Source organism: Bosea sp. F3-2, from assembly GCF_008253865.1.
Taxonomy (GTDB): Bacteria; Pseudomonadota; Alphaproteobacteria; order Rhizobiales; family Beijerinckiaceae; genus Allobosea.
In genome coordinates this window covers 1,256,517-1,281,044 of the sequence record NZ_CP042331.1, presented here as the reverse complement: position 1 = coordinate 1,281,044, position 24,528 = coordinate 1,256,517, and the positions used below count along the sequence as shown (strand labels likewise).

The window sequence follows — 24,528 nt, the reverse complement described above, 5'->3', positions numbered from 1 at the left end:
GGTCTGCGATGAGCTATCTCGAACTGTCCGGCCTGCAGAAGCGCTATGGCGGCTCCGTCGCCGTGGACGAGGTGTCGCTGTCCGTGGAGCAGGGCGAGTCCGTTGCGCTGCTCGGCCCCTCCGGTTGCGGCAAGACGACGACATTGCGCATGCTCGCCGGTCTCGTCGCGCCCGATCAGGGCGCGATTTCGCTCGACCGCAACGAGATCACCCGGTTGCCGCCGCACCGGCGCAACATGGGCTATGTCTTCCAGTCCTATGCGCTGTTTCCGCATCTGTCGGTGGCCCGCAACATCGCGTTCGGGCTGGAGGAGCGGGGCGTTGCCAAACCGGAGATCGCCAAACGCGTCGATGAGGCGCTGGCGCTCGTCAGGCTCTCAGGGCTCGGCCAGCGGCGACCGAAGGAATTGTCCGGCGGCCAGCAGCAGCGCGTCGCGCTGGCGCGGGCGCTGGTGATCCGGCCTTCCGTCCTCCTGCTCGACGAATCCCTGTCCAATCTCGACGCCAAGCTGCGCGACGCGATGCGGCACGAGATCCGCTCGATCCAGCGCTCGCTCGGCATCACCACGCTGTTCGTCACGCATGATCAGGTCGAGGCGCTGACCATGTGCGACCGCATCGCCGTGATGCATCGTGGCCGCATCGCGCAGATCGGCAGCGCCGAGGACATCTATGAGCGGCCGGCGACACGCTTCGTCGCGGAATTCGTCGGGCGCGCCAACGTGCTGCCGATCCAGCGCGACGCGCAGGGGCGGGCGACTGTGTGGGGGGAGCCGCTGCCGCTCGAAGCCGCCGCGGATGCCGATCTCTTCGTCAGGCCGCAGCGCATGCGGATCGCGCCGGCTTCCGAGCCCAGCGGGGAGGGCATGGCGCGCCTGACCGGGCGCGTGCTGCGCAGCGTCTTCGTCGGCGACCATGTCGAAGTGCTGGTCGAAGGCGGCGGCGGGCAGCTCACCGTTGAGATGCCGTCGGGAGCGGCAGGGCCTGCGGAAGGTGCGGAGGTGGCGGTCGTCTGGCCGTGCAGCGAGAACCGCATCTTTGCGCGTGAGGTGCCATGACCGCCTCGCGACGCTTGCCATTGCTGCTGATCCCGGCGGCGCTGTTCCTGCTCGTCGTTTATGTCTGGCCTTCGCTCGGGCTATTCCGCAACGCCTTCAACGAGGTCGGTCCGACGGGGGCGATGGTCGAGGCCTGGTCGCTGGAGACCTGGCGTACCACCCTGCACGACAGCTTCACCATCGAGCTGACGCTGAACTCGCTCTGGCTCTCGACGCTTTCGACGCTGATCGCGCTCTGCCTCGCCTATCCCGTTTCGCTCTTCCTGTTCCGGACCGACTCACGCTTCCGCGGCCTGCTGGCGGTGGTCGCGATCATGCCGATGCTGGTCTCCGGCGTGGTGCGTGTCTTCGGCTGGCTCGCCATTCTCGGCGATCGCGGTCTCGTCAACACGACGCTGCAGTCTCTCGGCTTGATCTCGTCGCCGCTGAAGCTCGTCTTCAACTGGACGGGCGTTACCATCGGCCTGGCCGAGAGCATCATGCCCTACATGATCCTGGCGCTGCTCGCCGGCTTCGGCCGGCTTGATCGCACGCTGGAGGAGGCAGCCCGCTCCCTCGGCGCCTCGCCGTTCCGGACCTTCCGGCGCGTCACCTTGCCGCTCAGCCTGCCGGCGATCGCGCTCGCGGCGGGGCTGGGCTTCGTACTCTCGATGTCGGCCTACATCACGCCCAAGCTCCTGGGCGGCGGGCGCGTCTTCGTGCTGGCGACCGAGATCTTCGAGCAGGCGACGACCAACACCAACTGGCCGGTCGCGGCGGTCCTGGCGATCTATACGCTCGTGCTGCTCCTCGCCCTGCTCGCGGCCTCGAACCTCGTGGCGCGGAGGCTGCAACGATGACCGGGGCCGGCCGCGTTCTCTCCGGCTTCGCTGCGCTGGTCTATGCGCTGATCCTGGCGCCGATCATCGTGGTTGTGATGCTGTCCTTCTCGGCGGACAATTTCATCCTGTTCCCGCCCTCCGGCTATTCGCTGCGCTGGTTCCGGCAACTCGCCGGCAACGGGCCGCTGCTCGCGGCGCTCTGGCTCAGCGTCCGGATCGCGGCGGTGGTGGCACTGCTCTCGCTCGCGGTCGGCGTGCCGGCGGCGCTCGCGCTCGCGAAAGGTCGCTTCGCTGGCAAGGATGCATTGACCGGCTTCTTCCTCGCGCCCCTGCTGTTGCCGACGCTCATCACCGGCCTCGCCCTGCTGCTGTTCTTCTCGCCGCTCAAGCTGACGGCGACGCTGCCGGGGCTGGTATTGGGCCACATGACGGTGACGGTGCCCTTCGTCATTCGGATGATGACGACGGCGCTCGCCAACCTGCCTGATGATATCGAGGCGGCCGCCGCAACGCTCGGCGCCACGCCCTGGCGCGTGGTGCGGCGGGTGACGCTGCCGCTGGCAATGCCCGGACTGATCGCCTGCGCCTGCCTGTCCTTCCTGCTCTCCTTCGACGAGACGGTGATCTCGCTCTTCATCGCCGGCCCGCGCGCATCGACGCTGCCGGTCGAGATGGTGCGCTATGTCGAAGGTCGCACCGATCCGCTCATCGCGGCGCTGTCCGTCGTTCTCATCATTGCCACGCTCGCCGTCGTCCTCGTGGTCGAGCGCCTCGTCGGCGTCGCCCGCGCCGTCGGAAAATAGGAGAGACCCATGCCAGATTACCGCATCGAAGCCATGCCGGAGCAGCTGCCGGCGGCGCTGGTCGAAAAGCTGCAGAAGGTCGAAACCGCCACCATCGGCCATTCGCAGCATTGGGGCTTTATGGACCGCGGCATTCAGCCTCTGCTGCGCGGCAAGCGCATCGCGGCGGCGGCCGTGACGCTGGCGATCCCCGGACAGGATTCCACCCTGCTGCACCATACGCTCGGCCTGCTGCGCCCCGGAGACATTCTCGTCGTCGATCGGCTCGGCGACGACAAACATGCCTGCTGGGGCGGCGGCGTCACTGTCGCAGCCAAGGCAGCCGGCGCGGTCGGCGGCATCGTCGACGGCCCCTGCACTGATCTCGCTGAGATCGAGGATTCCGATTTTCCGATGTGGTGCCGCGGCATGTCGCCGATCACCACGCGGCTCTACAATCTCGGCGGTACGCTCAACCTGCCGATTTCCTGCGGCAATGTCCCAGTCAAGGCGGGCGACGTCATCCTCGCCGACGAATCCGGGGTACTGGTGCTGCCGCGGGCCGAAGCGGAGGCGATCGCCGATGCGGCCATCGCCCGGCAGGAGCGCGGTGAACGCAACCAGGCGCGCGTGAAGGCCGGCGAAAAGCTCGGAGACATCTCCGGCGCGACCAGGATGGTCCTCGACGCGCTGGCACAGAAGGGCTGATGTCCGGCGCGAATACTCCTATACCCGCGCCGCCCGGCGACACCTGCCCGATCACTGACTCAAGTCTTCAACTGGACCTTTCCATGCCCGAGACCATCGTCCTCCTCGACATGACCAGCCCCGAGCGCGCCGACCGGCTGCGCGCCCTGCTGCCGCCCGGCTTCGTGCTGACCCATGGGACCGCACGCGGCGACGAGCATATGAAGCAGATCATCGCCGAAGCCGATTACGCGATCTCCGGGCAGGTCGGCGTCTCGGCCGATGTGCTGCAGGCGGCGAAGAAGCTGAAGCTGCTGCACAAATGGGGCGTCGGCTACGACAACATCGATGTCGCTGCCGCGAAGGAACTCGGCATCACGGTGGCGCGTACGACCGGTTCGAACGCCGTGCCCGTCGCCGAGTTTGCGCTCGGCCTCACGCTCTCGGCGCTGCGCTTCATCGCCTATGGCCATGCCGAGCTGAAGCAGGGGCATTGGGCCACCGGCAAGCTGCCGGGCGACACCTTCATGCTCTCGGGCAAGACGGTTGGCATCGTCGGCTTCGGCGCGATCGGCCAGAGCCTGGCGAAGCTGCTCAAGGGCTTCGGCTGCACCATCCTCTACAGCAAGCGCCAGCCGCTCGATGCCGCGATGGAGGCCGCACTCGGTGCCTGGCACGCACCGTTGCCAGAGATCCTGGCGCAGGCGGATGTGGTCTCGCTGCATTGCCCGCTGACGCCGGAGACGACCAACCTGATCGACGCGGCGGCGCTTCGGGCGATGAAGAAGACGGCCGTGCTGGTCAATGTCGCGCGCGGCGGCGTCGTCAACGAGGCCGACCTGGTCGCAGGGCTGAAGGCGAAGGAGATCGCGGGCGCGGCGATGGACGTGTTCTCGGTCGAGCCGCTGCCGGCCGACAGTGAGTTGCTGACGCTCGACAACCTCGTGGTGACGCCGCATCTCGCGGCGATGGCCGCCGATAATTTCGCGCCGACCGTGAAGCGCATGTTCGACAACATGGCGCGCGTTTCGCGCGGCGAGCCCGTACCGGAGCGCGATCTGGTGGTGTGAAACCGCCAACCGCTCGCAGCGCATATTCTCAAGCCGGCGACGTGAAGTCGCCGGCCCGACAGGAACAGGTCTCTCAGAACGCCACCTTGTCCGGTCCCTTGAGCTTGAGCGTTTCGCGCGCCTCCGCCGGCGTCGCGATCTCCAGGCCGAGCCCCTCGACGATCTGCCGGGCGGCACGCACCTGATCAGCGTTCGATTTCGCGAGCTGGCCAGGCCCGAGCCAGAGCGAATCCTCCAGCCCGACGCGCAGATTGCCGCCCATCGAGACCGCCATGGCGGCGATCGCGAGCTGATGGCGCCCGGCGCCCAGCACCGACCAGTGGTAGTCCTCGCCGAAGAGCCTGTCTGCCGTGCGCTTCATATGGGCGACGTCCTCGGGATGCGGGCCGATGCCGCCGAGGATGCCGAAGACGGACTGCACGAAGAAGGGCGGCTTCACCAGCCCGCGATCGGCGAAATGGGCGAGCGTGTAGAGATGGCCGATGTCGTAGCATTCGATCTCGAAGCGGGTGTCGTTCTCGGCGCAGGTCGTCAGGATGTTCTCGATGTCCTGGAAGGTGTTCTTGAAGATCCGGTCCTTGGAGCCTTCGAGATAGGGCCGCTCCCAGTCGTGTTCGAACTCCTTGAAGCGGTTCAGCATCGGGTAGAGGCCGAAATTCATCGAGCCCATGTTGAGCGAGGCGACCTCCGGCTTGAAATGGGCGCAAGGGCGCAGCCGCTCCTCGACGCCCATGGTCGGCGCGCCGCCGGTGGTGATGTTGATGACGGCGTCGCAGCGCTGCTTGATCACCTTCAGGAAGGGTTCGAAGGCCTCCGGCGACTGATCGGGCTGGCCGGTCTTCGGGTTGCGGGCGTGGACATGGACCAGCGCCGCGCCGGCCTCGGCCGCGCCGACGGCGGCATCGATGATCTCATCCGGCGTCACCGGCAGGTGAGGCGACATCGACGGGGTGTGGATCGCGCCCGTCACCGCGCAGGTGATCATGACTTTGCGGTTCTTCGCCATGGTTCGGCTCCTCCTGTCTCGCGCGGGTCTCAATCGGGCTTGCGCGCGGCGGCGCGCTTATGGGCCCGCAAGGCGGCGAGCCGGCTATCACGCCAGTCGCTCAGGCGCTTGACGCGTTCGGCTGACTGCGTGCCGCGCCATTCGCGCATCACTTCGGCGACGGTGGCGGCCTCGAACGGATTGCCGAGCCCCTCCGACGACTTGACCATCTGGTCGAGCGAGGCGGCGTAGCGCGAACAATAATCGGGAATGCCGCCGGGCGCATTGAGCTCGATCGTCTCGAACGGCCCCATGAAGGACCAGCGCAGCCCGAGCCCGTCGCGGATCGTCTTGTCGACATCCTCCGCGCTGGCGACGCCTTCACCGACGAGGCGGAAGGCTTCCGCAAGCAGCACGGCCTGCAGGCGGTTGAGCACGAAGCCGGCCTTCTCTTTGCGCAGCGTGATCGGCACCTGTCCCGCCTGCTCGTAGATCGCCTTGGCGCGCTCGACGACAGCCGGATCGGTCCAAGGCGCCGGAGCGATCTCGACGATCGGGACCAGATGCGGCGGGTTCACCGGGTGGCCGACGAGGCAGCGGGTGCGGCCCTTCAGGCCTTCGCTGAAGACCGAGGCCATGATGAACGACGTCGAGGAGGAGAGGATCGTATCGGGAGCGGCGAGATCGTCCATCTCGGCGAAGAGCGCACGCTTGGCCTCGACGGTCTCCGGCCCGTTCTCCTGGACGAAGCCGGCGCCCGACAAGGCATCGGCAAGGCTCGACGCGACCCGGATGCGGGCGAGAGCTCCTTTCGGATCATTGACGAGCCGGTGCTCGGCCAACTCACCGAGATTGGTGGCAATATGGGCCCGCGCCGCCGCGGCAGCGCCCGCCACGACATCATGCAGGGCGACCTCGAAACCGTGACTGGCGAAGACGGTCGCCCAGGCGCGGCCGATCAGGCCAGAACCGACGATGGCGATCTTGGTCATGCGAGAACATCCAGGTTCAGACGGGCGGAAACAACGCCGTCATTCCGGGGCACGCCGCAGGCGTGAGCCCGGAACCCATAACCGCAGGTGGTCGTGGGCAAGGCGCGGCAAAGGCAGCGATTCGTCCGGAAGTGGCGGCGGTTATGGGTTCCGGGCTCTTCGCTGCGCGAAGCCCCGGAATGACGGCGGAGGGAGACCATTGTCACTGTCATAGCCACAGCACCTGCCGGCGCAGGGCGAGGTCCTGACTGAGCGCCCGCGACGGGCCGATATGGGTGACCTGACCACGCTCAAGCACCACCGTGCGGTCGGAGAGGGCCAGCGCAAGATCGAGGTGATGGTCGACGATCACGATCGCGATCTCCCGGCGCAGCTTGTCGAAGGCCTCGAAGAGTTCCTCGACCACGGCAGGAGCCAAGCCCTCGAAAGGCTCGTCCAGCAGCAGCACGCGCGTATCGCCGGAGAGCGCGCGGGCGACCGCCACCATCTGCTGTTCGCCGCCGGAGAGATAGTCGGCCGGCGAGTTCCAGCGCTCGCGGATGCGCGGGAAGAACGAGAAGATCTTCTCGTCCTCCCAATGCGTGCCGTTGCCGGTGAGTCGCCGCAGCCGACCGAGCTCCATATTGTCCTTGACGCTCATGCCGGCGAAGAGGCCGCGCCCCTGCGGCACATAGGCGACGCCGGCCCGGGCGATGGCGGCCGGCGCCTGCCGGGCGATCTCCGCGCCGGCGAGGCGAATGCTGCCTTCCGCAGGCGGCGCGATGCCGGTGATGGACTTCAGCAGCGTTGACTTGCCGGCACCGTTGCGGCCGAGCAGCGCCACGATCTCGTTGTCGTGCACATCGAACGAGACGTCGCGCAGGATATGGCTCTTGCCATAGAAGGTATCGACGTCCTTCAGGCCGAGCAGCACGCCATCGCCCGCCGCGCTCTCTCGCGGCTTGGCCGCCAGCGCATGCGCGCCCGAGCCGATGTAGATCTCCTGCACCCTGGCCGAAGAGCGCGCATCCTCGACCGTGCCGTCGACCAGCACGCTGCCCTCGTTCATCACCGTGACATGGTCGGCGATGGCGAAGACGCGGTCGATGTCGTGCTCGACGAGCAGCACCGGCAGGTCGGTCGAGATCGACTTGATCAGGTTGCCGACGCGCTCGCGCTCGGCCGCGGCGAGGCCGGCGAGCGGCTCGTCGAGCAGCAGCACGCGCGGGCTGGTCGCCAGCGCCAGCGACATGTCGAGCAGGCGCTGGCCGCCATAGCTGAGAGAGCCGGCCTCGGCGCGTTCGATGCCCGACAGCCCCATCGTCGCGATGACCTGGCGCGTCTCGTCATTGACCTGCTCCAGCCCCACCGCCGTGCGCCAGAAGCCGAAGCGCTCCGGCGCTCGCGCCTGCACTGCGAGGCGCACGTTCTCAGCCACGGAGAGAGCGGGGAAGAGGTTGGTGATCTGGAAGGCGCGGCCGATGCCGGCACGCGTGATCGCGTCGGGGCTCAGGCCTGCGACATCGTGTTCGCGCAGCCGCACCGCGCCACGATCGGGCGTGAACAGGCCGGAGATCAGGTTGAAGGCCGTGGTCTTGCCGGCGCCGTTGGGGCCGATTAGCGCATGCAGCCGGCGGTCGCGCATGGCGAAGCTCACATCCTCGACCGCCTTGATGCCGCCGAAGCTCTTGGCGAGGCCGCTCGCGGTCAGGATCGTGCCGTCGCCAGCATCGTTCGGCTTCATGAAGTCCGGCAGCTCGACCGCACCGGCCTTGCGGGCGGACATCGCCGCATCCTCCGCCGGTTGCTTGCGGAAAGGCTTAAGCAGGCGCTGGCCGACGCCGACCAGCCCCTCCGGCGAGAAGACGATGAAGGCGACGAAGAGCAGGCCGAACCAGAACAGCCAGTTCTCGGTCGCGCTCGAGAGATAGTCGCGGAAGACGACGAAGAAGAGTGCTCCCAGCGCCGGCCCCAGGAAGGAGCGCATGCCGCCGATCACCACCATCGCCAGCAATTCGCCGGAAAAGGCGACGGAAATCGGGTCGGCTGAGGTCATCCGGTTGTTGAATAGCAGCAGCGTGCCCGCGAGCCCCGTCAGCGCGGCCGAGACGGTGAAGGCGACGAGCTTGTAGCGGGTCGTGGCATAGCCGAGAAAGCGAGCGCGCTGCTCGTTCTCGCGGATCGCCACGAGCACGGTGCCGACCGGCGAGCGCTGGAAGCGCCAGAGCGCATAGACGACGCCGAAGCCGATCACCGCTACCAGCGCATAGAAGGGCAGGGCGGTCTCGAAATCCATGCCGAGGAAGAGCGGGCGCTTGATCCCGCCGAGGCCGTCCTCGCCACCCGTCACCGAGGTCCAGCGGAAGGCGACCGAATAGGTCATGGCCGCCAGAGCCAGCGTCAGCAGCGAGAAATAGACGCCACGCCGGCGCAGGATCAGCGCGCCGAAGGCGAAGGCGATCACCGCGACGAGCGCAACCGCAAGCAGGATCGGCAGCACGAACTGGCCGGGGAACCAGTTGCGCTGCATCAGCCCGGCGGCATAGGCCGCGATGCCGAACCAGGTGCCATGGCCGAAGGAGACGAGGCCGGTGGTGCCGACGAGGATGTTGAGCGCCATGCAGGCGATGGCGAAGACGACGACCTCGGTGGCCGAAGTCGTGCCGAGGCCGATCAGATGCATCAGCGACGGCAGAGCGAGCAGGGCGACCGCTGCGATGGCGAGCGGTAGGTAATCGCGGCTGGAAGGGCTCATCGCGACCTCACTCGAAGCGCTGGATGCGCTCGCCGAACAGGCCGCGCGGACGGAAGAGCAGGACGAGCAGCATCATCATGTAGATCACCGCCGTCGACCATTGGGTGTAGCCGAGCCCGATGGTGATGCCCTTGACCAGGCCGACCATCAGCGCCGCGACGACCACACCCCAGAAGGAGCCGAGGCCGCCGATCACGACGACGACGAAGGCCGGCGTGATGATCTCCTGCCCCATCGCCGGGTGGATCGAGTAGATCGGTGCGAGCAGCACGCCGGCCAGACCGGCCAAACCAATGCCGATCCCCGCCACCGCCATCATGTAGGGCTGCAGCGAGATGCCGAGCGCGCCGACCATGTCCGGGTTCTGCACGCCGGCCCGCACCACCCGGCCGAAGGCGGTCCGCTGCAGCAGGAACCAGAGACCGAGCACGCAGGCGGCGGCGATGACGATCAGCAGGGCCCGATAGCGCGAATAGATGAAGTCGCCGATGAAGAGCTGCCCGCGCAGCGCCGGCGGAATCGAGAAGGAGAGCGGCGGCGCGCCGAAGATCATGCGCAGGGACTGCTCGGCGACCATGGCGAGCCCGAAGGTCAGGAGCAGAGACAGGATCGGGTCGCGCCGGTAGAAATGCCGGAACAGACCGCGTTCGATGACGATGCCGATCAGCGCGACGAGCACGGGGGAGGCGATGATCGCCCCGCCGAAACCGACATGCGGCGCCAGCACGATCGTGAGATAGGCGCCGATCGCATAGAAGGCGCCATGCGCCAGGTTGACGATGCCGCCGAGCGAGAAGATCAGCGACAGGCCGAGCGCGATCAGGAGGTAATAGACCCCGTCGAGCAGCCCGTTCAGCACCTGCTGGATGAAAAGCGTGAGCAAGGGATGGCCTTTGCGGGATTGCGCGACAGGGTTGCGGAACGGGGCGCGCCGTTATTCTCGGGCGAAGGGCTCGTCATGCTCGGGCTTGCCCCGAGCATCTCAGGCAGAAGGAGGCGCCAGCCGGCGCCTTCCGGTCATGAGATTCTCGGGTCTGCGCTTCGCTTCGCCCGAGAATGACGTGAGTGCTTCAGCTCATCTTGCAGACGGCCTCGTCGCCCTGCGTGGCGATGACCTCCATGTCCTCGTTCGGGCCGGGCACCGGCGGCGAGGAGGAGAAGAGATCCCATTGGTTCTTCACCTGCGCCGCCGGCAGCGCGGTGATCGTGTACATCTCGCTGATGAGCTGGTGGTCCGAGGCGCGGAAATAGCCCTGGCGCGGCTTCATCACGTCGAATTTGGCGCCCTTTTCCCAATATTCGAGGATCTTGGCGGTGTCCGTGCTCTTCAGCTCGTTCATCGACTGCGCCATGATCTTGACCGCGGTATAGTCGCCCCAGGCTTGGTTCTCCGGCGGCTTGCCGTATTTCTTGGTGAAGGCCGCGACGAACTTCTTCGAGTCCGGCGTGTCGATCAGGTGGTGCCAGACGACCGGCCAGATGCCGCCGAAATTGTCCTTGCCCGCAGCCCAGGCGAGCGCCGTGTCGAAGCCGAAGCCCGCGACCGGGAAGGACAAGCCGAACTCCGAATACTGCTTGAGGAAATTGGTGATCTGGTTGCCGGCGAGGTTGGAGATCACGATGTCCGGCTTGGCCGCCCTGATCTCCAGCAGCAGCGCCGAGAAGTCGGTCGCGTCGGTCGGCACCAGCTTGTCGGCGGCGAACTGGCCGCCATTGCCTTCCATGAAGCGCTTGGCGACCTTGAGCAGGTCATGGCCGAAGGCATAGTCGGCCGTCAGCGAGAACCATTTCTTGCCCTTGACCAGGCCCTGCTGCATCAGCGACCGCCCGCAGCTCTTCACATACATCGAGTTCTGGTGCTCGACATGGAACATGTAGCGGTTGCAGCTCTCGCCGCGCAGCGCGTCGGAGTTGCCGCCTGTATTGACGAAGAGCTTCTTGTTGCGCGCCGCGACCTGAGAGATCGTCAGGCAGGAGGCCGAGGAAATCTCGCCGAGAATACAGGCAACCTGGTCGCGCTCAAACATGCGCTCGGCCTTGGTGGAAGCGGTCTGGGGATTGACCGAATCTTCCTTCAGCGCTTCGAGCTTGCGCCCGTTGACGCCGCCGGACGCATTGATTTCCTCGACCGCCAGATCGACGGCCATCACGCCATACTCGCCGAGCGGGCCGAGGAAGCCGGTGCGCGGGGTCAGATGGCCGAAGCGGATCGTATCCGGTGTCTGGGCGAGAATGACGGACGGGCTTGCGATGAGCCCGCTTGCAACGGCAGCACCTGTTCCCGCGAGCGCCTGACGGCGCGAAATACCTTTGGTGATCCCAGTCATGCGTTCCTCCCAGAACGGTCGCGCCTCGGCGCTCTTTCAGTCTCGTCGCGGTCTCTCTGAACCGCTTGTCGTGATCTGTGATCACAGTTAAGTTGGCAGACATGATCACCCGAGTCCAGCCCCCCGCCAACCATGAAGGCGGGTCAGATCAACCCGCCGCGCGGCGGGCACCGGATCCGTCTGCTCTGGACGAGGTCGGCTCGCTCACGCATGAGACACTCGGCGAGCGTGTGACCGGCGAGCTGCGCGAGTTGCTCATCGCCGGACGGCTCGCCCCAGGGGAGAAACTTTCGCTGCGGCGTGCGGCTGAGGCGCTCGGCGTCTCGATGATGCCGGTGCGTGAAGCCGTCAGTCGGCTCGCCGCCGACAAGGCGCTCGAAGTGCTGCCGGGCCGGGCCGTGCGTGTGCCCATCCTCACCCTGGCGCAATTCCGCGAGCTGACGCGCATTCGCCTCGTCGTCGAGGGCTTCGCCGCCGAGGAGGCCGCCAGGATCATCACGCCAACGCAGATCGATTCGATCGAACGGCACGAAGCCGCCTTCCGCGACGCGGCGAAAGCCGATCCGCCGGACAGCGCCGGGGCCGTCGCGGCCAATCGCCATCTGCATTTCGCGCTCTACGAGGCGGCGGGCATGCCGTCGCTGATCGAAATGATCGGGCGTCTCTGGCTCAAGGCCGGACCGATCCTCAATCTCGACATGCGCCACGAACCGCGCCGGCTCGACGGCGGCAGCGCCGTCCTCGCGCATGCGGCCCTCATCGCGGCGTTGCGCCGGCATGACCCCGCCGCGGCGCGCGCCGCGCTGGAGGAGGATATCCGGGCGGCCGCCGATCACATCGAGCGCACGGCGCGGCTGCCGGAATGACCATCTGCGCCAGATCAGGAAAGGCTTGAGGCAATGGATTTGAAGATCGACGGCTTGCGCGTGCTGGTGACGGCCGGCGCCAACGGAATCGGGCTCGCGACGGCGCGCGCCTTTGCTGCGGAGGGCGCGAAGGTGCACGTCTGCGACGTCGACGAGGCTGCGCTCGCAGCGCTTGCCGAGAGCGATCCGGCGATCACCCGCTCAATCTGCGACGTCTCCGACCGCAAGGCCGTCGCACGGCTGTTCGACAAAGCGCTCGCCGCGCTCGGTGGGCTGGATTGCCTCGTCAACAATGCCGGTATCGCCGGGCCGACAGGCCGCGTCGACGAGATCGCGCCGGAGGACTGGGATTCGTGCCTCGCCATCGACCTGACCGGCCAGTTCAACTGCACGCGGCTGGCGGTCGCGCATCTCAAGCAGTCGGGCAATGCCTCGATCGTCAATCTTTCGAGCCAGGCGGGCAAGCACGGTTTCCCGCTGCGCTCGCCCTATGGCGCTGCAAAATGGGGCGTCATCGGCTTCACCAAGGCGCTCTCGGCCGAGCTCGGCGAGTTCGGCATCCGCGCCAACGCGATCTGTCCCGGCCTGGTCGAAGGGGCGCGCATCCAGAGCGTGATCGCCAACAAGGCGCGCAGCTTCAACATCTCGCATGAGGAGATGACGGCACGCCTGTTCGGAGCCGTCTCGATCAAGCGCTTCGTCGATCCGGCCGACATCGCGCGCCAGATCGTCTTCCTGGCTTCGCCTTTCGGCAAGACGATCTCCGGGCAGGAAATCTCGGTCTGCGGCGACACACGCATGCTGGCCTAGCCGCCCTTGCTCCGACCTTAAACCGCACCGTGACGGGCGGTGTAACATTAACTCGAGCAGTGCGGGAGGTCGGCTATTCGAATACGATCCGATCCCCTGACGGTACCGGTCCAGTTGTGAACAGGGCTCGCAAGCGGAGATTGCCAATTTCTACAATGGGCAACTCCGGCCGCTTTACCCATCGACAAATTGAACTGCCCAGTAGCGGACGTCACAGACGTCGGGAATGGGCCAGCTCCGGAATCTCTCACTAGCGACCGGTGAGCTTATCGCTGGCTCGCACCTCCAATCAAAGAGACGCGGGGAGACGGGGAGGGGCCGGCGGTACATAAGTCCACGAGCTGGCAGCGGCGTAGGGGGCTGCTTCCCTTCGAGGCGAATTGATTGATAGCGGGCCGATATAGCTTCCGCCCACGACGACCAAATGCTTCGGGACGGTGTCGAGCCGGAGGATGGAGGTGTTGGTCAGGTAGTCGACTTGGTCGATGCACGGCATGTCCGGCACGCTGGCGCGCCCACCGACATCGATGAAGATGCGCGGTTCCTTCAGCAGGTCCTCGCGGATGCGAACACGATCAGGCCCCTCGAAACGAGCGTGCCCTTGGAAGACAGTCAGGTTCCGGACACGCGACTGAGCGCGGGGGGCTAATGTCGACCTGCGGAAGGGGGCCCGAAGTGATGTTCCCGCACATCGTCTTTCCGGGGCTTTCGGTCACGGTGGGATCGAAAGCCGTAGGTGGGGCGGCCCTAATCCTGAGTCGGTCGAGCGTGGTGCTGACCCTCCTTACCCACGCTTCTGATTGTAGACGTCGAGGCAGACGGCACCGAGCAGCACCAGGCCCTTGATGACCTGCTGATAGTCGATGCCGATGCCCAGAATCGACATGCCGTTGTTCATCACGCCCATGATCAGCGCGCCGATCACGGCGCCCGAGACGCGGCCCACGCCACCATAGGCCGAGGCGCCGCCGATGAAGCAGGCGGCGATGACGTCGAGCTCGAAGCCGAGGCCGGCCTTGGGCGTCGCGGTGTTGAGGCGCGCGGCGAAGATCAGCCCCGCCAGCGCCGCCAGCACGCCCATGTTGACGAAGGCGAGGAAGGTCAGCCGCTCGGTCCTGACGCCCGAGAGCTTGGCGGCGCGCGCATTGCCGCCGACGGCGTAGATCTGGCGGCCGATCGTCGTGCGTGTCGTGACGAAGGCGTAGAGCGCGATCAGCACCCCCATCACCACGAGAACATTGGGCAGGCCGCGATAGGAGGCGAGCAGATAGGTGGCGTAGAGGATGATCCCCGCGAAGATCGCGGTCTTGGCGATGAAGAAGCTCCAGGGCTCGACGGGAATGTCGTGGTCCTGCTGCCGTCTGCGGCTCTTCAGGTTGAGGGCGACGAGCAGCAGGGCCAGCGCCGCGCCCAGCAGCATCGAGGTCGGCTGCAGGCCCTGGATCTTGTCGAACAGCTCGACGATGAAGCCGGAGGAGAGCTTCTGGAATTCGGCCGGGAACGGCCCCACCGACTGGCCCTGCAGGATCGCCAGCGCCAGCCCCTTGAAGACGAGCATGCCGGCCAGCGTGACGATGAAGGACGGTATCTTGAAATAGGCGACCCAATAGCCCTGCGCGGCCCCGATCAACCCGCCCAGCGCCAGGCAGATCAGCGTCGCCGGCACGAAATGCATGCCGTACTGCACCATCAGGACGGCTGCGACCGCACCGACCGCGCCGGCGACCGAGCCGACCGAGAGATCGATATGGCCGGTGACGATGACCAGCAGCATGCCCAGCGCCATGACGACGATGAAGCTGTTCTGCAGGATCAGGTTGGTCAGGTTGAGCGGCAGCAGCAGCTTGCCGCCCGTCACGACCTGGAAGAACAGCATGATCGCGACGAGCGACATCAGCATGCCGTATTCGCGCAGGTTTCCGCCCTTGGGCTTGGCGGTTTCGGCCCGGGCTGCGGCAGGTTTGACGATGCCGTCGTTCTGGACGTCGGTGCTCACGCTCTTGCCTCCCGGTTGCGCATGATGGCGCGCATGATCTTTTCCTGTGTCGCCTCGGCGGCTGGAAACTCGCCGACGAAGGCGCCCTCGTTCATCACGCAGATGCGGTCGCAGATGCCCAGCAGTTCCGGCATCTCCGACGAGATCACCACGACGCCGCGCCCGGCATCGGCCAGCTCGTTGATGATGCAGTAGATTTCATACTTGGCGCCGACGTCGATGCCGCGCGTCGGTTCGTCGAGGAAGAGCACCTTGGGATCGGTGAAGAGCCATTTCGACAAAACGATCTTCTGCTGGTTGCCGCCCGAGAGCTGGCCGGCCTCCTGATAGACGCTGGCGCAGCGGATCCGCATGCGGCCGCGATATGCATTGGCGACCTTGAGCTCGGCCATGTCGTCGACCACGCCCGAGCGCGCGACCTCGGGCAGGTTCGTCAGCGTGATGTTCTTGCGGATGTCCTCCGTCAGGATCAGGCCGAGTTCCTTGCGATCCTCGGTCACATAGGCGAGACCGGCCGCGATGGCTCCGGGCACGTCTGACAGCTCGATCGGCCGGCCCTCCAGCCGCGCCGTGCCGGAGGCCTTGCGGCCATAGGAGTCGCCGAAGACGCTCATCGCGAATTCGGTGCGGCCGGCCCCCATCAACCCGGCGATGCCGACGATCTCGCCGCGCCGGACATGGAAGTTCACGTTCCGGACGACCTTGCGCTGGGTGTCGAGCGGATGGAACACGGACCAATCCTCGATCTCCAGCACCGTCTCCCCGATCTTCGGCTCGCGCTGCGGGTAGCGATGCGCCAGGTCGCGATCCACCATCGCGCGGATGATGCGGTCCTCCTCGACGAGGCCGGCGCGGCAGTCGAGCGTGTCGACGCAGCGGCCGTCGCGCAGCACGGTGATCCGGTCGGCGACGCGGGAGACCTCGTTGAGCTTGTGCGAGATCAGCACGGAGGCGATGCCCTGGGCCTTGAATTCGAGCAGCAGGTCCAGCAGCGCCTCGCTGTCACGCTCGTTGAGGCTCGCCGTCGGCTCGTCGAGGATCAGCACCCGCAGGTTTTTGGCCAGCGCCTTGGCGATCTCGACGAGCTGCTGTTTGCCGATGCCGAGATCGGCGATGCGCGTATCGGGCGCCTCGTCGAGCCCGACCCTGGCAAGCAGCGCCTGTGTCCCGCGATAGACGGCGCTGCGGTCGATCATCCCCATCCGGGTCGGGGGATCGGCGAGATAGATGTTCTCGGCGATCGTCATCAGCGGGATCAGCGCCAGCTCCTGATGGATGATGATGATGCCGAGCGCTTCCGATTCATTGATGTCGCGGAAGCGCCGCTCCTCCCCCTCGAACAGGATCGAGCCGTCATAGGAGCCATGCGGATAGACGCCGCTCAGCACCTTCATCAGCGTCGACTTGCCCGCGCCGTTCTCGCCGACGAGGGCATGGATCTCTCCGGGTTCGACGGTGAAGGACACATCGTTCAGCGCCTTCACACCGGTGAAGGATTTGGAGATGCCGCGCATCTCCAGCACAGGGCTCATGGTGGTTCTCCCGCCTTCGGGCCGGTGGAAAAGGCCCGGCAGCGAGGCCGGGCCTCAAGCGTCACTTGACCTGCGAGGCCTTGTAGTAGCCGGAGCCGATCAGGACCGGTTCCCAGTTCGATTTGTCGACCACCACGGGCGTCAGCAAATAGGACGGCACGATCTTGACGCCGTTGTTATAGGTCTTGGTGTCGTTGACCTTGACCTCCTTGCCCGACAACATCGCATCGACCATGTCGGCGGTGACGCGGGCGAGTTCGCGGGTGTCCTTGAAGATCGAGGCATATTGCTCGCCGGCGATGATCGACTTCACCGAGGGCACCTCGGCATCTTGGCCGGAGACGACCGGGATCTTCTGCCCGCCCGACCCGTAGCCGACGCCCTTCACCGAAGAGAGGATGCCGATCGAGATGCCGTCGTAGGGCGACAGCACGGCATCGAGCTTCCTGTTCGCGTAGAAGGCGCTCAGCAGGTTGTCCATGCGGGCCTGGGCGGTGGCGCCGTCCCAGCGCAGCGTCGAGACCTTGTCCATGCCCATCTGGCCGCTGGCGACCACGAGCTTCTTCTGGTCGAGCAGCGGCTTCACCACTGACATGGCGCCATCGTAGAAGAAGTAGGCGTTGTTGTCGTCGGGCGAGCCGCCGAAGAGCTCGATGTTGAATGGGCCCTTGGCTTCGGGCAAACCGAGCCCCTTCAACAGGGATTGGGCCTGCAGCACGCCGACCTGGAAATTGTCGAAGGTCGCATAGTAGTCGACGTTCGGCGTGCCCCTGATCAGCCGGTCATAGGCCACGACCTTGATGCCCTGCGCCCTGGCCTGGGCCAGCACGTCGGACAAGGTCGAGCCGTCGATCGCCGCAATCACCAGGACCTTGGCGCCCTTGGTGATCATGTTCTCGATCTGCGAGAGCTGGTTGGGGACATCGTCCTCGGCATATTGCAGATCGGTGTCGTAGCCACGCTCCTTGAGCACCTTCACGATGTTGTCGCCGTCGGCGATCCAGCGCGCGGAGGATTTCGTCGGCATCGCGATGCCGACCGTCGGCTTGCTCTGCGCGGCGGCGGAGTGAGGCTGGCCCATGGCGAAGGCTGCGAGCGTCAGGGCGGAGAGAAGTGTCGTCAGGCGTTTCATGCTGGACTCCCGGGTTTTGGGTGGGGCGGCCGCATTCGCGGACCGGTTTCTTGGCGGCGGGTCGGCCGCTGATCGTTCGGGGCGGGCTCGGCCGCGTCTGATGCGGTCAGGATCCTCCCCAGCGCAAACGCGGCTCCGCACGACCGACGGCCCCGACATCGGCCAGAAAGGTCCGCCCATGGTCGGGATCGGCGGCGCGGGCATCCGCGTTCATGTTCTCATGGGCCGAGGTGACCAGCAGGCGGTCGAAGCGCGGCCCGACGAAGACCGGGCAGCTCGGCTGGCGCGCTGGCATCGCGATGCTGCGCAGGCGGTCCCCTCGGGGCGAATAGACGTCGACGCAGCCACCACCCCAGATCGCACACCAGATCAGGCCCTGCGCGTCCGTGACGGCGCCGTCGAGGCCGCCGACGGCGTCCCGTTTGTGCAAGATCGAGGGCGCCTCGACCGGGAGGCCGGTCACAGGGTCGAGCGCGACGCGATAGAGCGTGTTCTCGCGGGTGTCGGCGAAATAGCCGGTGCAGCCGTCCGGCGAGAAGCAGATGGCGTTGGGAATGGTCAGGCCGCTGAAGAGCAGCGCCACCGACCCGCCGCGGAAGGCGTGGATCGCACCGGCGCCGGCTTCCGCACCGCGGCCCATCGTGCTGATCCAGAAGGTGCCGCTTTGATGGACGCGCCCGTCGTTGGAACGGATGGGACCGTCTTCGCCTGCGAACTCTGCGACCCGGGTCAGCTTTCCGCTCGCGATCTCGCGCAGATAGAGGCCGTCCTCGGCTGCGAGCATCTGGCGCCCGGCGTCGATCTGCGCCAGCGCGCTGGCCATGACCGGCAGATCATGGATCGTGATGCGGCCGGTTTCCAGACGCGCCTCGAACAGACGGCGCTCGAGGATGTCGAACCACCAGGCGGTGTCGGTCCCGGCATCGTAGCTCGGGCCTTCCCCAAGATGGCAGCGCTCCATGCAGAGCACCGAGACCGGAACCGTCTCGATCGCGGTCATCTGCGAAGGCAATGTGTCGGGCATGGTCATGCGCGCATGCGCCCGTCGCGGACGGTGGAGAAACGATAGATCGAGACGTGGCGATACGTTTCGCCGGGATCGAGCCGGGCGGAGGGAAAATCGCTGCGGTTGGGCGCGTCCGGCCAGGCCTGCGGTTCCAGACAGAAAGCGTCGGACTGGCGGTGCAGGCGCCCGTATTTTCCGGGGGCGGCGCCATCGAGGAAGTTGCCCGAATAGAATTGCAGCCCCGGCTGGTTCGTCAGGAGTTCCATGACCCGCCCCGAGGATCCTGCCTCGACACGGGCGGCCAGGCGTGGCTCCGCCGATCTGCCGAGGCAGAAATTATGGTCGTAGCCACGCCCGGCGCGCAGCTGGGCGTCGTCCTCGCGGATGCGCGCGCCGATCGCCGCGCCCGATCTGAAATCGAAGGGCGTTCCCGCGACCGGACGTGGCGGGCCCGGCAGCGGGATCGCCTCGGCGTTCGTCGGCAGGAAGCCGTCGGCGGCCAGCGTCAGGACATGGTCGAGGATGTCCTCACCCGCAGCGACGCCGTCGAGATTGAAGAAGCTGTGATTGGTCAGGCTGACCACGGTTGGACGGTCGGTCACGGCTTCGTAGCTCACCGTCAGTTCACCGGGGCCCGACAGGCGAAAGCTCGCGCGGGCGTCGAGCGATCCGGGAAAGCCGCACTCGCCATCGGGGCTCGCGTGGCGAAGCGTGACGGCCGGAGCGTCGCCGTCCTCGATCGATTCGACCGACCACAGCGCCCGGTCGAAACCGTCCAGGCCGCCATGAAGGGTGTTCGCGCCATCATTGGCCGGCAGCGTGATGCGGTCGCCGTCGAGCCTGAAGGCGGCACCGGCGATCCGGTTGGCGAAGCGCCCGATCGTGGCGCCGTAGAAATCCCGCTGCGCTTCGTAGCCGGCGGCATCGTCATGGCCGAGCACGATGTCGGCCAGCGCCCCGTTTGCGTCGGGCACGAACAGCGCCTGCAGAGCTGCGCCATAGGTGATGATCCGGGCTTCGAAACCGCCGGCACCACGAAGGGTCACGCGCTCGACTGCGCGCCCGTCCGCGAGCGCGCCGAAGCCTTCGCGCGTGATGGCGGGCATCGCTTTCACCATGAGAACGGTGCCGCCTTGGTCCGGCGCCCCAGCATGAAGGCGTCTGCGACATGGCCGAGCGGGGAAAGATCGACGTCGCAGGCGCCTCGCCCGATCAGATCGACGAAATGCCGGTAGATGCCGGCATATTCGGCCTCCTTCTCGTCGACCAGCACCGTGCCGTCGCGCGTCAGCCGTGCACCGCCCGAGGAGAGCAGCAGCCGGCCGCCCGCGCTGTCGATCGCGATGTCCCAGCTCTGCGGGCCGGTCTGGAGGAAGTCGAAGACGGCATGGATGGGAAGGCCGGTCGCATCCGTGAAATCCAGTTCGGCAGCGATCGGAGCGGCGCGGTTCTCGGGGAAGGCGAGCGTGGCTCCCGTAAGGAACAGCGGGCGCGGCAGGATGCGCGTCAGGATCGACAAGGCGTTGATGCCGGGGTCGAAGACGCCGAGTCCGCCGGGCTCGAAGATCCAGTCCTGGCCCGGATGCCAGACGCGGACATCCTCCTTCCAGGTGATCTCGACGGCACGCGGCTCATGAGCGGCCAGAAAATCGCGGGCAGGTTCGACGGCCGGCGCAAAGCGCGAATGCCAGGTGGCGAACAGGGTCAGCCCGGCCTCCCTTGCGGCGTCGACCAGCGGAGCGATCTCGCTCACCGTCGCGCCGGGCGGCTTTTCCATCAGCACGTGCTTGCCGGCCGCGAGCGCCAGCGCCGCCTGGGCGCGGCGGCCCTGCGGTGGCGTGCAGAGCGCCACCGCCTCGATCTCGGGAGCCTCGGCCAGGAGCGCCTCCAGCGTGTCGAAATGGGCAACGCCGTCGAGCGCGGCATTCCGGCTGGCGATGGCGGCGAGCGCAATGCCCGGCGTCAGCGCGATCGCCGGCAGATGCTGGTCGCGGGCGATCTTGCCGAGACCGACAATGGCGAGGCGGATCGGGCTCACGCTCAGCGCCCCCAACGCAGCACGATCGGATCAAGCCGCCTGGCGATCTCGATCAGCCCGGCGCGGATGGCGGGATGCATCGCCGGCAGCGGCGCGCGCAGCGTCTCGTGGGCAATGACGCCGCCCTCCTTCATCAGCGCCTTGCAGGCGGCGAGCCCGCATTGGCGGTTCTCGTAGTTGATCAGCGGCAGCCAGCGCTGATAGGCGTCGATCGCCTCGTCCCGGCGGCCTGCGAAATAGGGGTCGGTGATCTGGCGGATGCCGTCGGGATAGCCTCCGCCCGTCATCGCGCCCGTCGCGCCGGCGTCGAGATCGGCCATCAGCGTGATCGCCTCCTCGCCGTCCCAGGGCCCCTCGATCGCGGCGCCGCCGGCCTCGATCAGCGCGCGCAACTTGGCGGCGGCCTGGGGCACCTCGATCTTGAAATAGGCGAGGTTTTCGATCTCCTTGGCCATGCGGGCGAGGAACGGCACCGATAGCGGCGTGCCGGCCACCGGCGCATCCTGCACCATGATCGGGATCGAGATCGCATCGGAGACGTGACGGTAGAAATCGTAGATCGAGGCTTCGGGCACCCTGAAGGTCGCGCCGTGATAGGGCGGCATGACCATGACCATCGCCGCACCCAGATCCTGCGCCCGGCGCGAGCGCTCGGCGCAGACGAAGCTGGAAAAATGCGTGGTGGTGACGATCACCGGGACGCGGCCGGCGACATGCTCCAGAACGGCGACCATCACCCGCTCGCGCTCCTCGTCGGTGAGCACGAACTGCTCGGAGAAGTTGGCGAGGATGCACAGCCCGTGCGAACCGGCATCGATCATGAAGTCGACGGCACGCTTCTGGCCTTCCAGATCGAGCCGGCCCTGCGCGTCGAACACGGTGGGAGCGACCGGGAAGACGCCCTTATAGGGGTGCGTGGCGGGAAGCTTCGGCATCTGTCACCTTCATGGGTTGTCGCACGGACCGGCAAAGCCGGGTCGCGCGGGTCGTGCTGTCTGCGGGTTCATTCGGCTGCGCCGTGACGGCGCAACCCGTCGAAGATCACGCCCGTCATCGCCGCTGCGGCCGCATCGGCATCGCGGGCGGCGATCGCCTCGACGATGCGCGCATGTGCCGCCACGGAGATCTCGTAGCCGCCCTCGTCGACCGGCGCGCTCAGAAGGAAGGACACGCGCAAGGCCGCCTCCACGACCGCGCCGATGGAGCGCATGAACGGGTTCCCGGAGGCATTGGCAACGAGCAGATGCAGGCTGAGATCCGCCTCGGCGAAGCCGGGCGCCTCCCGTGCCGACTCGATCCGCATCCTGTCGATCGCGGCCGCCATCAGCGCGAGGTCGGCCTCGGTACGGCGCTCGGCCGCGAGCGCGGCGGCGCGCGGCTCCACCGCCAGGCGGATATCGGCGAGGTCACGCAGGAAGCGCTTGTCGATGCCGCCGTCGAGATGCCAGGCCAGCACGTCGGCGTCGAACATGTTCCAGGCGGCGCGTTCGCGCACCACCGTGCCGATCCTGGCCTTGGTGCTGAGCAGCCCCTTGGCGACCAGCGTCTTGACGCTCTCCCGCAGGACCGGGCGCGAAACGCCGAAGCGCAGGATCAGTTCGGCATCGCCGGGGATCTTCGTCCCTTCGCGATAGCGTCCGGCGATGATGTCGATGCCGATGGTGCGCGCCACCTCGGCATGGTTGGAATGCGCGCGCCTGGCGGGAATGACGAGGAGCGGGTTCATGGCGAGGTGGCCCCGGTCGGGCGCAGGCGTCGGCGCCGCGCCAAGTGCAGCGTCGCCTGCTGGAACGCGATGAAGGCGAACAGCAGGAGGCCGGTCGCAATCTTCGCCCACCAGCTCGAAAGCGAGCCGTCGAAGGTGATGTAGGTCTGGATCAGGCCCTGGATCAACACCCCGACGAAGGTGCCGAAGACGAAACCATAGCCGCCCGACAGGAGCGTGCCGCCGATCACCGCCGCCGCGATCGCGTCGAGCTCGACCCCGACCGCCGAGAGCGAATAGCCGCTCGAGGTGTAGAGCGAGAAGACGATGCCGGCGACACCGGCGAGAACGCTGGAGAGCGTATAGATCGAGACCGTGGTGCGCCCGACATCGATGCCCATCAGCGCCGCCGAGCCGCGGCTGCCGCCCAGCGCATAGACGTTGGCGCCGAAGCGCGTGAAATGCAGCAGCGCCGCGCCCGCAAACACCACTGCCAGCATGATCATCGCCGGCACGGTGAGGCGCGCTCCCCCGCCCAGGCGCAGGGCGTTGTCCGCAAGATCGGCATAGAGCGGCGCGTTGATCGGGATCGACTCGGTCGAGAGCAGGAAGCTCGCGCCGCGTGCCAGGAACATGCCCGCCAGGGTAACGATGAACGCTGGCAGCTCGAAATACTGGATCGCAGCCCCCATCAGGGCGCCATACAGCGCGCAGATGACGAGGATCAGCGCGAAGGCCGCCAGAGGCGGGATTCCGGCACGCTCGATCGCCAGGGCCAGGAACACGGTCGTGAACCCGATCACCGCGCCGACCGAAAGGTCGATCCCGCCCGAGATGATCACGAAGGTCATGCCGACCGCGACGATGCCGAGAAAGGCATTGTCGGTCAGGAGGTCCATCACCACCCGGGGCGAGGCGAAATTCGGAAAGGCGATCGCGCAGACGAGGAAGCCGAGGAGGAAGACGACCGTCGTGGCGGCGAGCGGCATGAAGCGGATCATCGGCGATTCCTGCGCAGAAATGTGGCCAGGCCCGACAGCCGCGGCGACTGCGCCAGCAGCACGGCAAGCACCACCATCGCCTTGACGATCAGGTTCGTTTCCGGCGGGAAGCCCGACAGCAGGATGCCGGTGTTCATCGCCTGGATGATCAACGCGCCGACCACCGCCAGCACCAGGCTGAAGCGGCCGCCCAGCAGGGAGGTGCCGCCGATCACGACCGCGAGGATGGCGTCGAGCTCGAGCCAGAGCCCGGCGTTGTTGGCGTCGGCGCCAAGGATGTCGGCGGCTGCGACGACACCGGCAAGCGCGGCGCAGAGGCCGCACCAGACATAGGTCGCGATGGTGATCAGCCGCGTGCCGACGCCCGCCAGAGCGCTCGCCTTGGCATTTGCGCCGGTTGCCTCGATCAGCAGCCCGAGCGCGGTGCCGCGCACGATGACGAGCGTCAGCACCAGCATCGCCAGTGTCAGGACGACAGGCGGCGGCAGGCCCAGTACCGAGCCGCCGCCGAACCAGGCGAGCGACGGCGAGGTGAAGGTGACGATGCGTCCCTCGGTGATCAACTGGGCGATGCCGCGCCCCGCCACCATCAGGATCAGCGTCGCGACGATGGGCTGGATGCCGAGCACTGCCACCAGGATGCCGTTCCACAGCCCGCACAGAAGGCCGGCTCCCAAGGCCGCGGCCAATACTACCGGCAGCGAATGGCTGTCAGCGAGGCTGGCCGCGATGGCCCCCGCGATGGCCATCACGGCCCCGACCGAGAGATCGATGCCGCGCATGGCGATGACCAGGACCATGCCGAGCGACAGAAGCGCCACCGGCGCGCCGCGGTTCAGCACGTCGATCAGGCTGCCGAACAACCGGCCATCCTGCAGGCGGATCTCGAAGAATTGCGGCGAGACCAGCCAGTTCATCGCGAGGATGGCCAGCAGCGCCGCGACCTGCGACGTGCCGATACGGGGCAGGCGGAAGGACACGGCGCC

General features: G+C 66.9%; 22 protein-coding genes. 7 read left to right on the top strand and 15 right to left on the bottom strand.

The features are described 5' to 3' along the window. Positions 1 to 8: 8 nt before the first annotated feature. From FQV39_RS05940 to FQV39_RS05920, 5 genes are all read left to right on the top strand, one after another. Positions 9 to 1,058 carry an ABC transporter ATP-binding protein gene (locus tag FQV39_RS05940; RefSeq protein WP_149129446.1) on the top strand — a complete coding sequence of 350 codons (1,050 nt, stop codon included), beginning with the start codon at positions 9 to 11 and terminating at the stop codon, positions 1,056 to 1,058. Beyond that, complete coding sequence (locus tag FQV39_RS05935; RefSeq protein ID WP_149129445.1) at positions 1,055 to 1,897, top strand: ABC transporter permease; 843 nt, start codon at positions 1,055 to 1,057, stop codon at positions 1,895 to 1,897. The genes FQV39_RS05940 and FQV39_RS05935 overlap by 4 nt, the downstream gene beginning before the upstream one ends. After that, on the top strand, positions 1,894 to 2,682 hold the full coding sequence (locus FQV39_RS05930) for an ABC transporter permease (protein WP_149129444.1): 789 nt from the start codon (positions 1,894 to 1,896) through the stop codon (positions 2,680 to 2,682). Before FQV39_RS05935 ends, FQV39_RS05930 begins: the two co-directional genes overlap by 4 nt. A gap of 9 nt (positions 2,683 to 2,691) precedes the next feature. Beyond that, positions 2,692 to 3,369, top strand: coding sequence for an RraA family protein (locus FQV39_RS05925; RefSeq protein WP_149129443.1), 678 nt, complete (start codon positions 2,692 to 2,694; stop codon positions 3,367 to 3,369). An 83-nt stretch (positions 3,370 to 3,452) separates the two neighbouring features. Beyond that, the gene (locus FQV39_RS05920) at positions 3,453 to 4,418 is read left to right on the top strand and encodes a 2-hydroxyacid dehydrogenase (protein ID WP_149129442.1); all 966 of its coding nucleotides are present in this window, start codon (positions 3,453 to 3,455) and stop codon (positions 4,416 to 4,418) included. Positions 4,419 to 4,491: 73 nt separating this feature from the next. On the opposite strand, the gene kce is transcribed toward FQV39_RS05920, so the two are convergent. The 5 genes from kce to FQV39_RS05895 all read right to left on the bottom strand — a co-directional run bounded on the left by kce (position 4,492) and on the right by FQV39_RS05895 (position 11,456). Further along, positions 4,492 to 5,424 (bottom strand): 3,5-dioxohexanoate:acetyl-CoA acetone transferase, encoded by a 933-nt coding sequence (gene kce / locus FQV39_RS05915; protein WP_149129441.1) that lies wholly within the window; start codon positions 5,422 to 5,424, stop codon positions 4,492 to 4,494. Between the two features lie 29 nt (positions 5,425 to 5,453). Further along, the gene (locus FQV39_RS05910; RefSeq protein WP_149129440.1) at positions 5,454 to 6,395 is read right to left on the bottom strand and encodes a 3-hydroxyacyl-CoA dehydrogenase; all 942 of its coding nucleotides are present in this window, start codon (positions 6,393 to 6,395) and stop codon (positions 5,454 to 5,456) included. 208 nt (positions 6,396 to 6,603) lie between these two features. After that, on the bottom strand, positions 6,604 to 9,129 hold the full coding sequence (locus FQV39_RS05905; RefSeq protein ID WP_149129439.1) for a branched-chain amino acid ABC transporter ATP-binding protein/permease: 2,526 nt from the start codon (positions 9,127 to 9,129) through the stop codon (positions 6,604 to 6,606). A gap of 7 nt (positions 9,130 to 9,136) precedes the next feature. Continuing rightward, on the bottom strand, positions 9,137 to 10,012 hold the full coding sequence (locus FQV39_RS05900) for a branched-chain amino acid ABC transporter permease (RefSeq protein ID WP_149129438.1): 876 nt from the start codon (positions 10,010 to 10,012) through the stop codon (positions 9,137 to 9,139). Positions 10,013 to 10,199: 187 nt separating this feature from the next. After that, on the bottom strand, positions 10,200 to 11,456 hold the full coding sequence (locus tag FQV39_RS05895; RefSeq protein ID WP_149129437.1) for an ABC transporter substrate-binding protein: 1,257 nt from the start codon (positions 11,454 to 11,456) through the stop codon (positions 10,200 to 10,202). Positions 11,457 to 11,557: 101 nt separating this feature from the next. On the opposite strand from FQV39_RS05895, the gene FQV39_RS05890 reads away from it, so the two are divergent. After that, positions 11,558 to 12,322, top strand: a complete 765-nt coding sequence (locus tag FQV39_RS05890; protein ID WP_149129436.1) for a GntR family transcriptional regulator — start codon at positions 11,558 to 11,560, stop codon at positions 12,320 to 12,322. 33 nt (positions 12,323 to 12,355) lie between these two features. Further along, the gene (locus tag FQV39_RS05885; protein WP_149129435.1) at positions 12,356 to 13,132 is read left to right on the top strand and encodes an SDR family oxidoreductase; all 777 of its coding nucleotides are present in this window, start codon (positions 12,356 to 12,358) and stop codon (positions 13,130 to 13,132) included. A 784-nt stretch (positions 13,133 to 13,916) separates the two neighbouring features. Here the strand turns inward: FQV39_RS05885 and mmsB are convergent. From mmsB to FQV39_RS05830, 10 genes are all read right to left on the bottom strand, one after another. Next, positions 13,917 to 15,032 carry a multiple monosaccharide ABC transporter permease gene (gene mmsB / locus FQV39_RS05875; protein ID WP_149133688.1) on the bottom strand — a complete coding sequence of 372 codons (1,116 nt, stop codon included), beginning with the start codon at positions 15,030 to 15,032 and terminating at the stop codon, positions 13,917 to 13,919. Between the two features lie 92 nt (positions 15,033 to 15,124). After that, the gene (gene mmsA / locus FQV39_RS05870) at positions 15,125 to 16,660 is read right to left on the bottom strand and encodes a multiple monosaccharide ABC transporter ATP-binding protein (protein ID WP_149129434.1); all 1,536 of its coding nucleotides are present in this window, start codon (positions 16,658 to 16,660) and stop codon (positions 15,125 to 15,127) included. A 61-nt stretch (positions 16,661 to 16,721) separates the two neighbouring features. Next, positions 16,722 to 17,792: a multiple monosaccharide ABC transporter substrate-binding protein gene (gene chvE, locus FQV39_RS05865; protein WP_149129433.1), complete on the bottom strand. Its 1,071-nt coding sequence runs from the start codon at positions 17,790 to 17,792 to the stop codon at positions 16,722 to 16,724. A 106-nt stretch (positions 17,793 to 17,898) separates the two neighbouring features. Further along, complete coding sequence (locus tag FQV39_RS05860; protein ID WP_248313266.1) at positions 17,899 to 18,822, bottom strand: SMP-30/gluconolactonase/LRE family protein; 924 nt, start codon at positions 18,820 to 18,822, stop codon at positions 17,899 to 17,901. Next, on the bottom strand, positions 18,819 to 19,904 hold the full coding sequence (locus FQV39_RS05855; RefSeq protein WP_248313265.1) for an aldose epimerase family protein: 1,086 nt from the start codon (positions 19,902 to 19,904) through the stop codon (positions 18,819 to 18,821). Before FQV39_RS05855 ends, FQV39_RS05860 begins: the two co-directional genes overlap by 4 nt. Positions 19,905 to 19,909: 5 nt before the next feature. Continuing rightward, complete coding sequence (locus FQV39_RS05850) at positions 19,910 to 20,836, bottom strand: Gfo/Idh/MocA family protein (RefSeq protein WP_149129431.1); 927 nt, start codon at positions 20,834 to 20,836, stop codon at positions 19,910 to 19,912. Positions 20,837 to 20,838: 2 nt separating this feature from the next. Next, entirely contained in the window at positions 20,839 to 21,771 is a 933-nt protein-coding gene (locus FQV39_RS05845) for a dihydrodipicolinate synthase family protein (protein ID WP_149129430.1), read from the bottom strand. A 68-nt stretch (positions 21,772 to 21,839) separates the two neighbouring features. After that, entirely contained in the window at positions 21,840 to 22,562 is a 723-nt protein-coding gene (locus tag FQV39_RS05840) for a FadR/GntR family transcriptional regulator (protein ID WP_149129429.1), read from the bottom strand. After that, positions 22,559 to 23,542: a galactofuranose ABC transporter, permease protein YjfF gene (gene yjfF, locus FQV39_RS05835; RefSeq protein ID WP_149129428.1), complete on the bottom strand. Its 984-nt coding sequence runs from the start codon at positions 23,540 to 23,542 to the stop codon at positions 22,559 to 22,561. The genes FQV39_RS05840 and yjfF overlap by 4 nt, the downstream gene beginning before the upstream one ends. Next, positions 23,539 to 24,522 (bottom strand): ABC transporter permease, encoded by a 984-nt coding sequence (locus tag FQV39_RS05830; protein WP_149133686.1) that lies wholly within the window; start codon positions 24,520 to 24,522, stop codon positions 23,539 to 23,541. The genes yjfF and FQV39_RS05830 overlap by 4 nt, the downstream gene beginning before the upstream one ends. Positions 24,523 to 24,528 lie beyond the last annotated feature (6 nt).